Here is a 12,155-nt window from a genome sequence, read left to right as displayed (position 1 = left end):
TCAGGCCAGGCCTTCGGCCTTCAGCGCCGCCTGTACGCCGGGACGGGCGGCAACGCGGGCCATGTAGGCCGTGAGGTTCGTGAAGGCGCTGATGTCCAGCTTGACGGGGCGCGTCCAGGTGGCGACGGTGTAGAGGTAGGCATCGGCCACGGTGAAGTCGGTGCCCATCAGGTAGTCCTTGCCCGCGAGCTGTTCGTTCACCCAACCCAGGCGGCGCTCCAGGTTGGCGCGCGCGATGGCCTTGGCCTCTTCCGGCATGGCCGAATTGAACAGCGGGCTGAAGGACTTGTGGATCTCGGTGCCGATGAAGGTCAGCCAGCTTTGCAGGCGATAGCGCTCCATGGTGCCATTCGCCGGGGCCAGCTTCTTCTCGGGCTTTTGATCAGCCAGGTACTGAACGATGGCCGGTCCTTCGGTCAACACCTCGCCGCTGTCGAGCTGCAAGGCGGGCACATAGCCCTTGGGGTTGATGGCCAGGTAGTCCGAACCGTCCGGCAGCTTCTTGGCCTTGAGATCCACGGCCACCGCCTCGTGTGGCAGGCCCAGTTCCTCGAGCACGATGTGGGGAGAGAGGGAGCAGGCACCGGGCTTGAAGTAGAGTTTCATGCGAGTAGTCTCTTGAGGGATGGATGGAAAAAATGGCACTCGGCCTTGCGGGCCTAGGACCTTCGGGGAAAGGGCCAAGTGTAGGCAAATCCGCACCGCCCGCGCAGGCCCCCCGAGCATGACAGGTAGCACGACGCCGCGACACGACCCCACGACACAACCCCACGACACAACCCCACGACACAACCCCACGACACAACCCCACGACACAACCTCACGACACAACCTCACGACTCGTACCAGAGACTCAACCTGACGGCACAAGCGCATGGCAAACATGAGTGGCACAATCCGCGACCTTCGAAGCGCGGCTGGGTCTCGCCCGATGAACTTCTCTGCCTGATGTCTCGCCTGATGTCTCATCGGCCGCGCCTTCATCCGCCGCTGCCGCGTTTTCACTGACTCCTTCTTCACGCACCCCACCGCTCCTCGCGCATGACCCACACGCTCACTGGCACCCTCGGCATCGATTTCGGCACCTCCAACTCCGCCATTGCCTGGGCCGAGCCTGGGTCACGGGCGCGACTCATTCCCCTGGAAAACGAGGCCACGGCCATGCCCACGGCCGTGTTCTACGACAACGAGGACTTCAGCACCCACTTCGGCCGCGAAGCGCTGGCTCGCTACCTCGAAGGCGCCGAGGGCCGGCTGATGCGTTCGCTCAAAAGCCTGCTGGGCAGTCCCTTGTTGCAAGAAACCACGACGGTGCACAACCGCGCGCTGAGCTACCAGGACATCATCGCCACCTTCCTGGCCACCTTGCGCGAGCGGGCCACGCAGGCGCTGGGCGCCGCGCCCACGCGGGTGGTGATGGGTCGGCCCGTGCACTTCGTGGACGACGACGCCGAGCGCGACGCGCTGGCGCAAGCCTCCCTGCAACGAGCCGCCCAGGCCGTGGGCTTCGAGCAGGTGTCCTTCCAGCTGGAACCCATCGCGGCCGCGCTGGACTATGAACGGCGCCTGGAGCGGGAGAGCACCGTGCTGGTGGTGGACTTGGGCGGTGGCACCTCGGACTTCACCGTCGTGCGCCTGGGGCCGCAACGCATGCAGGCGCCCGACCGCGCTGCGGACGTGCTGGCCACCACGGGCGTGCACATCGGCGGCACGGATTTCGACCACAAGCTCAGCCTGGAGCAGGTCATGCCTCTGCTGGGGTACCGGCATCTGGGGCCGCAAGGCCGTGAGGTGCCCAGCCGTATCTTCTTCGACCTTGCGACTTGGCATCTGATCCATTGGCTGTACCAGCCCCGGGCCATTGCCGAGGCCCAAGCCCTGTGGACCAACTATGCCGACGCGCGCCTGCACCAGCGCCTGATGCGCGTGCTGCGCGAACGCCACGGTCACCGCATCGCCCACGCGGTGGAGCAGGCCAAGATCCGTTGCTCACAAGAGGACCGTGACACGGCGATGGATCTTTCCGAAGTGGACAAAGACCTGGCCGCGACGATGACGGTGAACGGAATGCGGGAGCAACTGCACGCGCTGCTGGCGCGCACCGTGGCCTGCGCACGGGAGTGCGCGCGCCTGGCGGGCGTGGCCGATGGCGCGCTCTCGGCCATCTACCTCACCGGCGGGTCATCCGCCCTGCGCCCCTTCCAGCAGGCGCTGCGGGCGGAGTTCGCGGGCGTGCCGCTGGTGGAAGGGGATTTGTTCGGTGGGGTGGCCTCGGGACTGGCCTATGGCGGCGGGGCCTGACACGCGACACGCCCTCTCATGAATGCGCAGCGATGGTAGACGCTGCCTGAACCGCGCCTCGGCATGCCGCCAAACGGACTTGGTGACGGTGATGATCGCGGTCAGGCCGGCGAAGGATGCTTGCTCAAGGCCTCGCGCACGATGGGCAACAAGGCCTCGGCCTGGCCGGCTTCGATCGCAGCGGCCAACTCGCGGCGCATGCGAGCCTCCCAGAACTTATGAATGTGGTTGGCAATGCCCTCCAGCGCCTCGGCACGGTCGGGCATGGCCGCGAAGAAGGTGCCGATCTGGTTGGCCATGCGGATGAGGTGTTCGAGGTTCATGGTGGAGTCTCACAAAATCTCACAAAACGATTCTTTGGGGCTGGCTGTACACGGAAAGGTCTTGGCCGCGGGCGAAGCCCAGCAGCGTCAAGCCACAGCCTTGCGCCATGTCGACGGCCAAGCCCGTGACACCCGAAACAGCGGCCAGCAGGGTCACGCCCGCGCTGGCGGTTTTTTGCACCATCTCATAGCTGGCCCGGCTGCTGACGATGATGAAGCCGTCATTCGCGCGGGCCGCGGCCGCTGGGGCACCCGGGCGCGACAAGGCACCAATCAGCTTGTCCAGCGCGTTGTGGCGCCCGACGTCTTCGCGCAGCAACACGATGGTGCCATCCGCAGAGCACCAGGCCGCGGCGTGCGTCGCACCGGTGATGCCCAGCAGTCGCTGGCGCTCGCGCATTTGGCCAAGCGCGGCTGAAACCGCCGCGGCACGGAACACGATGTCCGCGTTCTTGGGCAAGGTGTTGGGCGCACGCACGGCCTGCTCCAGGCTGTCCGTTCCGCACAGGCCGCAGCCCGTGCGCCCCGCCAAAGTGCGACGGCGCTCCTTGAGTCGGGCGAAGCTGGCGGAGGCGATGTCCAGGTTCACGTTGAGGCCGGGTTGCCCATCGCAGGAACGCTCCGACTGGACTTCGATGCCATACACCTGGGCCGGGCTGTCCACGATGCCTTCGCTGAGAGAAAAGCCGAGGGCGAAGTCCTCCAGATCGGCGGGCGTGGCCAGCATCACCGCATGGGAGATGCCGTTGTAGACCAAGGCCACGGGGCATTCCTCGGCGACCCAGTCTTCGCCTTGAAACACCTGCCCGTCGTGCAGTCCCGTCACCGGGACTTTGCGGGCATCCGCCATCGCCAGCTCGGCGCGGGGCGGTGTCTGTGGGGGCAGGTCTTGCAGCTTCATGCCTGCATTGTCCGGCAAACTTACTTGCCCACCACCTCGGCCTGAGCGGCTTGCAAGTGCTGCAACTGCTCGCGGTTGAAGCGCTCGTAGCCCTTCTGCCATTCGGACGGCTGCGTCACGGGCAGTACCTGCACCGCCGTCACCTTGTACTCGGGGCAGTTGGTCGCCCAGTCGGAGTTGTCCGTCGTGATCACGTTGGCGCCCGACTCGGGGAAGTGGAAGGTCGTGTAGACCACGCCCGGCTGCACCTTGTCGGTGACGATGGCACGCAGCACGGTCGAGCCCGAACGGCTCTGGATGCCGACCCAGTCGCCTTCCTTGATGCCGCGGTCTTCCGCGTCCTGCGGGTGGATTTCCAGCCGGTCTTCGCTGTGCCAGTGCACGTTCTCCGTGCGGCGGGTTTGCGCGCCCACGTTGTACTGGGACAAGATGCGGCCCGTGGTCAGGATGAGCGGGTACTTGGGCGTGACCTTCTCGTCGGTCGGCACGTACTGGGTGATGATGAACTTGCCCTTGCCGCGCACGAAGCTGCCGATGTGCATGGTCGGGGTACCTTCGGGCGCCTCGTCGTTGCACGGCCATTGCACGCTGCCCAGCTTGTCGAGCTTGTCGAAGCTCACGCCCTTGAAGGTCGGCGTCAGCGCGGCGATCTCGTCCATGATCTCGCTCGGGTGCTTGTAGTTCATCGGGTAGCCCAGGGCGTTGGACAGCATCTGCGTCACTTCCCAGTCCGCGTACTTGGCCTTGGGCGGCATCACCTTGCGCACGCGGGAGATGCGGCGCTCGGCATTGGTGAAGGTGCCGTCCTTTTCCAGGAAGGATGCACCTGGCAGGAACACATGCGCGTACTTGGCGGTTTCGTTCAGGAACAGGTCCTGCACCACCACGCATTCCATGGACTCCAGGGCATGGGCCACGTGCTGGGTGTCGGGGTCGGATTGCACCGGGTCCTCGCCCTCGCAATACAGGGCCTTGAAGCTGCCGTCCACGGCGGCGCCCAGCATGTTGGGGATGCGCAGGCCGGGCTCGGCGCGCAGTTCCACGTTCCAGGCGCTTTCAAACAGGCTGCGCGCGGTGCTGTCCGACACATGGCGGTAGCCCGGCAGTTCATGCGGGAAGGAGCCCATGTCGCAGGAGCCCTGCACATTGTTCTGGCCGCGCAGCGGGTTGACGCCCACACCCTCGCGCCCCACGTTGCCCGTGGCCATGGCCAGGTTGGCAATGCCCATGACCATGGTCGAACCCTGGCTGTGCTCGGTCACGCCCAGGCCGTAGTAGATGGCGGCGTTCTTGCCCTTGGTGGCGAAGAGGCGCGCGGCGCCGCGGATCTGCTCGGCCGGCACGCCGGTGACGGCTTCCATCGCCTCGGGCGAGTTCTCGGGCTTGGCCACGAAGTCACGCCACTCGTTGAAAGACTTCATCTCGCAACGCGCCTTGACGAACTCCTCGTCCACCAGGCCCTCGGTCACCACCACGTGCGCCAAGGCGCTGATGATGGCGACGTTGGTGCCAGGCTTGAGCTTGAGGTGGTAGTCCGAGCGGATGTGCGGGCTCTTGACCAGATCGATCTGGCGCGGGTCCACCACGATCAACTTGGCGCCAGCGCGCAGGCGCTTCTTCATGCGCGAGCCAAACACCGGGTGGCCATCGGTCGGGTTGGCACCGATCACCATGATGACGTCGCTCTTCTCCACCGACTTGAAGGTCTGCGTGCCAGCGGACTCACCCAGCGTTTGCTTCAGACCGTAGCCCGTGGGCGAGTGGCAGACGCGGGCGCAGGTGTCCACGTTGTTGTTGCCGAAGGCCGCGCGCACCAGCTTTTGAACCAGATAACCTTCTTCGTTGGTGCAACGCGAAGACACGAGGGCGCCCACCGAATCCCGGCCGTACTTGGCCTGGATGCGCTTGAACTCGCTGGCCGTGTAGTTGATGGCCTCTTCCCAGCTGACTTCCTGCCAAGGGTCATTGATGCTCTTGCGGATCATCGGGCTCGTGATGCGGTCCTTGTGCGTCGCATACCCCCAGGCGAAACGGCCCTTGACGCATGCATGGCCCTCATTGGCCTTGCCGTCCTTCCAAGGCACCATGCGCACGACTTCGTTTCCCTTCATCTCAGCCTTGAAGCCGCATCCCACGCCGCAGTAGGCGCAGGTCGTGATGGCGCTGTGCTCGGGCTGGCCGAGCTGCACCACGCTCTTTTCTTGCAGGGTGGCCGTGGGGCAGGCTTCAACGCAGGCGCCGCAGCTCACGCATTCGGAGGCCATGAAGGGCTCGTCCTGGCCGGGCGAGACCCGGCTGTCAAAACCACGGCCGGAAATCGTCAGGGCGAAGGTGCCCTGCGTTTCCTCGCAAGCGCGCACGCAGCGGTTGCAGACGATGCACTTGCTCGCGTCGTAGTTGAAATAGGGGTTCGAGAAGTCAATCAGGGGCTTGCTCTCGCCCTTGAAATGGTTCGCGCCCGCGTCAGCGCCTTGGCCATAGCGCACCTCGCGCAGGCCGGTCACGCCCGCCATGTCTTGCAGTTCGCAATTGCCGTTGGCCGAGCAGGTCAAGCAATCCAGCGGGTGGTCGCTGATGTACAGCTCCATCACGTTCTTGCGCAGCTCCTGCAATTTGCTGGTCTGCGTGTGCACCTTCATGCCATTCTCAGCGGGCGTGGTGCAGCTGGCCGGGAAACCGCGCCGCCCTTCCACTTCCACCAGGCAGAGTCGGCAGGAGCCGAAGGGCTCCAGGCTGTCGGTGGCGCACAGCTTGGGCACTTTCACGCCCGCGTCCACCGCGGCGCGCATCAGCGACGTGCCTTCGGGCACGGTGACGGTCTGGCCATCAATCTCCAGCGTGACCTTTTTCTCGGATTCACGCAGGGGCGTGCCGTAGTCGATTTCAAGCTTCAGATGGTCGAGCATGGTGCGCTCCTTCAAAGGTTCGGTGGTCCGGGACTCAGGCGGCTTTCTTGTCCGGGTTGGACAAGCCGAAATCCTGCGGGTAGTGGTTGAGGGCGGACAGCACCGGGAACGGCGTCATGCCGCCCATGGCGCAGAGCGAGCCGTTGACCATGGTGTCGCACAGGTCGCGCAGCAGTTTGACCTGCTGCGCCTTGACCTCGGGCTTGCCCTGGCGATCCGCCTCGGCGAGGCGATCGATGACCTCCACGCCGCGCGTGGAGCCGATGCGGCAGGGCGTGCACTTGCCACACGATTCGATGGCGCAGAACTCCATGGCATAGCGCGCCAACTTGCGCATGTCCGAGGTGTCGTCATGCACCACGATGCCACCATGGCCGACGGTCGCGCCCACGGCCGTCCAGCCTTCATAGTCCATGGGCAAGTCCCAGTGCTGCTCGGGCACGTAGGCGCCCAGCGGACCCCCGACCTGGATCGCCTTGACGGGCCGACCGCTGGCCGTCCCGCCGCCGTAGGTGAACACCAGTTCACGCAGCGTCACACCGAAGGCTTTTTCCACCAGGCCGCCATGCTTGATGTTGCCCGCGAGCTGGATCGGCAGCGTGCCCTTGGAACGGCCCATGCCGTAGTTGGCGTAGAAGGCCGCGCCGCGCGCCAGGATGATGGGCACGGAGGCGTAGGTGATGACGTTGTTGATGACGGTGGGCTTGCCAAACAAACCTTGCAGGGCCGGGATCGGCGGCTTGGCGCGCACGATGCCGCGCTTGCCCTCGATGCTTTCCAGCATGGCCGTTTCTTCGCCGCAGACGTAGCTGCCCGCGCCCTTGCGCACTTCCAGATGGAAGGCCCGGCCCGAGCCCAGCACGTTGTCGCCCAGGAAGCCCGCCTTCGTCGCGCGCACAATGGCCTCATTCAGGTTGGCGATCGCGTGCGGGTATTCGCTGCGCACGTAGATGTAGCCGCGGGTGGCACCCGTCGCCATGGCAGCGATGGTCATGCCCTCGATCAGCATGTAGGGGTCGCCCTCCATGGTCATGCGGTCGGAGAAGGTGCCGGAGTCACCCTCGTCGGCGTTGCAGACCACGTATTTCTGATCCGCCTGCGCCGCAGCCACGGTCTTCCACTTGATGCCGGCCGGGAAGGCGGCGCCGCCACGGCCACGCAGGCCGGAGTCGAGCACCTGCTGCACCACGTCCGTGGGTTTGATCTCGAGCGCCTTGCGCAGCCCGGCGTAACCCTCGTGCGCCTGGTAGTCCTCCAGCGACACCGGGTCGGTGATGCCCATGCGGGCGAACGTCAGGCGCTCCTGATTCTTCAGGTAAGCGATCTCCTCGGTCAGCCCGAGACCGAGCTTGTGCGCGCCGCCGTTGTGAAAGCCGACGTCGAACAGACCGGCCACATCCTCGGCCTGCACCGGGCCGTAGGCCACGCGGCCTTGCTTGGTCGTGACCTCGACCAGAGGTTCCAGCCAGAACAGGCCGCGCGAGCTGTTGCGCACCAGTTCGATGGCGATGTTGCGCTTCTTTGCCTCGGCCAACACCGCAGCGGCGGTTTCATCCGCGCCCAGCGCCAGGGCGGCCGAATCGCGCGGCACGTAAATCTTCACGGTGGTGCTCATGCGGCCTCCTTCAGCTGCGCCAGCAGACGGTCGAACTTGGTGGGTGTCACACGTGCGTGGAATTTGTCCTGGATCTGCACGGCGGGGGCGGTGGCGCACAGGCCCAAGCAATACACCGGCTCCAGCGTCACGTTCTGACCAGCAGCCTTCTTGCTGGCGTGTTCCCACAGCGCCTCGGAACCGCAGGACTGGCAGGCCTCGGCCCGGCAAACCTGAACCACGGCGCCCTGGGCGGGCTCGCTGCGGAAGTGGTGGTAATAAGTGATGACCCCATGCACCTCGGCCCGAGAGACATTGAGGGCTTCGGCGATGTCGGCCACGACATCGGCGGGGATGTAGCCCAACTGATCCTGGATGTCGTGCAGGATGGGCAGCAAAGCGCCGGGTTGCTGGCTGCGCGCGTCGAGCACCGCGCGCACCGCCGCTCTCTGCTCTGGGCTGGAGGGATGGTTCCGGGCTGCGCCCGTGGTCTTGTTCATGCTTGCCTCGCTCGGTCTGACCCGCAGGGATGGACGGGACTGTGCGATGAGTTTCATCGCGTATTCGATCAAAGGCAAATTTGTTTAGGACATGCTTTGATTCATTCCGTGAATGTGACAGCGCAATTTCACACACCCTTGCGAATGAGAATTCATGTCAATTGCTTCATTCTCACTTGGGCCTTCACCCTATCCCCCCCTCCATGGGCGGCAGTGCGTGCCACCCGCTCACATCGGAGCCTTCTGCTTTCAGGCCGATGTCGTCGGGAAGACCGCGGGGTCGATCCGCGCGGTGGAACGGAAGGCCGGACGGGCAAACAGATAGCCCTGCATCAGACGGATGCCAGCGTCGCTCAGAAAGTCTCGCTCGGCCACGGTCTCGATGCCTTCGGCGATCAGCTGAATGCCCATGTCGGCGCACAAGGCCACCATGCTGCGAACAATCGCCTGACGCGGCTTGTCGACATGCACCCCTCTGATGAGGTCCATGTCCAACTTGATCAGGTCGGGCTGGAAATCGGAGAGCAACTTCAAGCCCGCGTAACCGGCACCGAAGTCGTCGATCGCGGTCATGAAGCCACAGCGCTTGTACTCGCGCAGGATGTCCGCGAACCAGGGGCCGTCTTCGATGCGCTCGCCTTCGGTCACTTCAAAAATGATGCGTTGCACGGGAAAACCATGAGCCCGGGCGGCCTCCACGGTCGTGCGGATGCACAGCTCGGGCTTGTAGATGGCGTTGGGCAGGAAGTTGACTGAGATGGGCTCGGCGATGCCCAACTCGCTGGCCGACTTGATGGCCTTGACCCGACACGCTTGGTCGAAACGGTAGCGGTTGTGCTCGTTGACCTGGGCCAGCACGCTGGCGGCGCCTTGGCCCTGCGGGCCCCGCACGAGCGCCTCGTGCGCGAAGACCGTGCGCGCGGCAACGTCCACGATGGGCTGGAATGCGTAGTCGAACTGAAAACCCACCCGCTCCGCCTTGCCGCAATCCTCGCAATCTCGTGGGGTGCCTTGCAAGGGCACAAAGTCGACGGGAAATGAGGGATTGAAGCGGGGTGTGGAGTCGCTGCGCATGTCAAGATTATCGAGCAGGATCATCATCGAGCGGCACGGGCAGCGTGCTACTACTGCACAGACATCGGGATTTGTCGATGTGCGTATACCCTAGGGGCATAAGCTGCGTCACTCCTGACCAACGTCAAGCACGGGAAGCGCGCCGCGTGCTATAAGAAATCAAAGCCACCTGTCACTCCCATGTCGAGACCCGGCCACCCGTCCCTGCGTGAACTGCGAGCCGACATCACCGCGATGTACGACGGCGCGGAACCCGAGGCCGCGCGCTTGCGGGGCGCTCACCTCAGTTCGGTGATCCGGTTGACGCCGCCGCTGATGGTCGCCAATTTCGGCAGCGGCGTCTTGACGCTGTTGTCTTTCACGCCTGACATTCCGCTCGGCCTCTGGGTCTGGATGTTTGCGCTGTGCGCCGTGTGCGGCTTGGCCATGCTGAACTGGCTACGACGTCGAGGGCGACCTGTTCTCACCGCCTCGTCGCGCAGCGTGCGTCGCGCCACAGTGCATGCCTTGCTGCTCGCCTCGGTCTGGGGCGTGCTCCCGCTGCTGTGGTTCGAGGGTTCAAGCGTCGGACAACAACTTCCCTTGGTTGCGCTGATCAGCGGCATGCTCGGTGCTGGCAGCTTCGTGCTCAGCCCCTTGCCCTATGCAAGCCTGGCCTGGGCCGGGGCCATTACCCTCGGCTCCATCGGAGCGTTGATCAACGTCGGCAGCGCGCCCGCGGCCAAGGTTGCCTTGCTTGTGGGCCTGTATGCACCCATCGTCGTGATTGGTTCGCTGGTGAACTGGTACAAGGCCACTGCGCTGCTGCGCGCGCAGGCGCAATCGGCGAGGCAGGAACAGATGCTGTCGCTACTGCTTCAGGACTTTGAGCAGAACGCGGGCGACGCCCTGTGGGAAACCGACGCCGCCGGACGGTTGCGGCACACCTCGATCCGCCTGCGCGAACTGCTGGGTCTGTCGCCCGACGTGCCGGAGAGCGGGGCTTTGCTCGATCTGCTGCTGCCCCGATGCGTCACGGGGGCCGACGTGCTGGGCAGGCAATTGGCATCGGGTCAGCCATTCCGGGACCTGCGACTTTCCCTCCAGGATGGGCGCGGCATCGTGCACCTGCTGATGAATGGCAAGCCGCTGTCGGATGAGAACGGCGCCTTCCTGGGCTGGCGCGGAGTACTCAGTGACGTGACCGAGAAAGTGCGACACGAAGAAACCTTGAGGCGACTGGCCCACACCGACTCGCTCACCGGCCTGGCCAACCGATTCATGCTGCGCGACACGCTGAACCGGCTGATCGGGCAGAAGCGCCCTCTTGCCTTGCTGGCCATTGACCTGGACCGCTTCAAGGCGGTGAACGACAACCACGGTCACAGTGCGGGCGATGCCGTCCTCCAAGCGGTGGCGGAGCGATTGCGCGCGCACCTTCCGACCGAGGCGCTGCTGGCGCGCCTCGGTGGCGACGAGTTCGCGGTTGTGCTGTCCGAGCCGACCGATCTGCCCCAGGCCGACAAGCTGGCGCAACGCGTGGTCGACGCCCTGGCGGAGCCCGTGGAAATCGGCTCGCGCAGCCTGCGCATCGGCGCCAGCGTGGGATTGACCCTGCGCCACAACGAACCTGTTTCGCTGGACGGGTTGCTGGTGCAGGCCGACATGGCCATGTACGCGGCGAAGGAATCGGGGCGCGGGCGCTGGGCGCGCTACACCCCTCTGCTGGGCGAACACAGTCGGCGGCAATTGGCGATTGAGCAAGGCTTGCGCAGCGCGCTGGAGCGCGGTGAACTGGTGCTGCATTGGCAAGCCAAGCTGGATCTTGCCTCGGCCCGCATCACAGGGGCGGAAGCATTGATGCGCTGGACCCACCCGACTTTGGGCCCCATTTCGCCCGGCGAGTTCATCCCCGTCGCTGAACAGTGTGGCCTGATCGACGCGATGGGCCTATGGGCACTGCGGGAGGCCTGTCGTGCTGGCACGCAGGAACTGGCCGGTCTCACCGTCGCGGTGAATGTGTCGCCAGCCCAATTGCTGAGCGGGCATTTCCTGGGCCAGTTGCGCGAGGCGTTGGACAGTTCGGGCATGGAACCGAGCCGCCTGGAACTGGAACTGACCGAGTCGGTGTTCATGGAAAACGCGGAGCAGGCCTTGCAACTGATGCGCTCCATCCGCCAGACCGGCGTGCACCTGGCCATGGACGACTTCGGCACGGGGTACTCATCCCTCTCTTACCTGCGCAGCTTTCCCTTCGACACGCTCAAGATCGACCAGTCCTTCGTCAAGGAATTGCTGTCGCTGGAGCAGTCACGCGCGATCGTGCACATGATCGCCGAGTTGGCCTCCACCCTGGGCATGCGCACGGTGGCCGAGGGCGTCGAGACGGTGGAACAGATGCAAGCGGTGCGCGCCGCGGGGTGTGACGAGATTCAAGGCTATCTGGTTTCCCGCCCGAGGCCGCTGGCAGAGTTCCAGCGCAACTTCGAAGCCGAAGTGTCCAAAAGGTCGCAAGCTGATCCGATTTCGGGCCGCTGGCCCTGAGAGACGCACCGCAACGGCCATGCGCTGAGCGGG

General features: G+C 65.0%; 9 protein-coding genes. 2 read left to right on the top strand and 7 right to left on the bottom strand.

Going from position 1 to position 12,155, the window contains the following annotated elements; all coding sequences use genetic code 11:
* Positions 1–606, bottom strand: coding sequence for a glutathione transferase GstA (gene gstA / locus ACLBKS_RS14530; protein WP_410193521.1), 606 nt, complete (start codon positions 604–606; stop codon positions 1–3).
* A gap of 435 nt (positions 607–1,041) precedes the next feature.
* Between gstA and ACLBKS_RS14525 the strand changes: the two genes are divergently transcribed.
* Complete coding sequence (locus ACLBKS_RS14525) at positions 1,042–2,301, top strand: Hsp70 family protein (protein ID WP_410193520.1); 1,260 nt, start codon at positions 1,042–1,044, stop codon at positions 2,299–2,301.
* 101 nt (positions 2,302–2,402) lie between these two features.
* On the opposite strand, the gene ACLBKS_RS14520 is transcribed toward ACLBKS_RS14525, so the two are convergent.
* The 6 genes from ACLBKS_RS14520 to ACLBKS_RS14495 form a co-directional block, all read right to left on the bottom strand.
* Complete coding sequence (locus ACLBKS_RS14520) at positions 2,403–2,624, bottom strand: formate dehydrogenase subunit delta (protein ID WP_410193519.1); 222 nt, start codon at positions 2,622–2,624, stop codon at positions 2,403–2,405.
* Between the two features lie 19 nt (positions 2,625–2,643).
* A complete protein-coding gene (fdhD, locus tag ACLBKS_RS14515; RefSeq protein ID WP_410193518.1) occupies positions 2,644–3,525 on the bottom strand; it encodes a formate dehydrogenase accessory sulfurtransferase FdhD in 882 nt (293 codons plus the stop codon).
* 20 nt (positions 3,526–3,545) lie between these two features.
* On the bottom strand, positions 3,546–6,431 hold the full coding sequence (gene fdhF / locus ACLBKS_RS14510; protein WP_410193517.1) for a formate dehydrogenase subunit alpha: 2,886 nt from the start codon (positions 6,429–6,431) through the stop codon (positions 3,546–3,548).
* 34 nt (positions 6,432–6,465) lie between these two features.
* Positions 6,466–8,046, bottom strand: coding sequence for a formate dehydrogenase beta subunit (locus ACLBKS_RS14505; protein WP_410193516.1), 1,581 nt, complete (start codon positions 8,044–8,046; stop codon positions 6,466–6,468).
* Positions 8,043–8,525 (bottom strand): NAD(P)H-dependent oxidoreductase subunit E, encoded by a 483-nt coding sequence (locus ACLBKS_RS14500; protein WP_410193515.1) that lies wholly within the window; start codon positions 8,523–8,525, stop codon positions 8,043–8,045. The genes ACLBKS_RS14505 and ACLBKS_RS14500 overlap by 4 nt, the downstream gene beginning before the upstream one ends.
* A 249-nt stretch (positions 8,526–8,774) precedes the next feature.
* Positions 8,775–9,599, bottom strand: a complete 825-nt coding sequence (locus ACLBKS_RS14495; RefSeq protein ID WP_410193514.1) for an EAL domain-containing protein — start codon at positions 9,597–9,599, stop codon at positions 8,775–8,777.
* Between the two features lie 180 nt (positions 9,600–9,779).
* On the opposite strand from ACLBKS_RS14495, the gene ACLBKS_RS14490 reads away from it, so the two are divergent.
* Positions 9,780–12,122, top strand: a complete 2,343-nt coding sequence (locus ACLBKS_RS14490; protein WP_410193513.1) for a putative bifunctional diguanylate cyclase/phosphodiesterase — start codon at positions 9,780–9,782, stop codon at positions 12,120–12,122.
* The last annotated feature ends 33 nt before the right edge of the window (positions 12,123–12,155 follow it).

The sequence above is a fragment of the Hylemonella sp. W303a genome, assembly GCF_046452315.1.
Taxonomy (GTDB): domain Bacteria; phylum Pseudomonadota; class Gammaproteobacteria; order Burkholderiales; family Burkholderiaceae_C; genus Hylemonella.
This window is presented reverse-complemented; position numbering and strand designations above follow the sequence as displayed.

Excerpts from the sequence above, each read along its gene's own strand:
- ACLBKS_RS14505 (WP_410193516.1), bottom strand. The coding sequence starts at position 8,046 with ATGAGCACCACCGTGAAGATTTACGTGCCGCGCGATTCGGCCGCCCTG.
- ACLBKS_RS14490 (WP_410193513.1), top strand. The coding sequence starts at position 9,780 with ATGTCGAGACCCGGCCACCCGTCCCTGCGTGAACTGCGAGCCGACATC.
- ACLBKS_RS14495 (WP_410193514.1), bottom strand. The coding sequence starts at position 9,599 with ATGCGCAGCGACTCCACACCCCGCTTCAATCCCTCATTTCCCGTCGAC.
- fdhD (WP_410193518.1), bottom strand. The coding sequence starts at position 3,525 with ATGAAGCTGCAAGACCTGCCCCCACAGACACCGCCCCGCGCCGAGCTG.
- ACLBKS_RS14520 (WP_410193519.1), bottom strand. The coding sequence starts at position 2,624 with ATGAACCTCGAACACCTCATCCGCATGGCCAACCAGATCGGCACCTTC.
- gstA (WP_410193521.1), bottom strand. The coding sequence starts at position 606 with ATGAAACTCTACTTCAAGCCCGGTGCCTGCTCCCTCTCTCCCCACATC.
- fdhF (WP_410193517.1), bottom strand. The coding sequence starts at position 6,431 with ATGCTCGACCATCTGAAGCTTGAAATCGACTACGGCACGCCCCTGCGT.
- ACLBKS_RS14500 (WP_410193515.1), bottom strand. The coding sequence starts at position 8,525 with ATGAACAAGACCACGGGCGCAGCCCGGAACCATCCCTCCAGCCCAGAG.
- ACLBKS_RS14525 (WP_410193520.1), top strand. The coding sequence starts at position 1,042 with ATGACCCACACGCTCACTGGCACCCTCGGCATCGATTTCGGCACCTCC.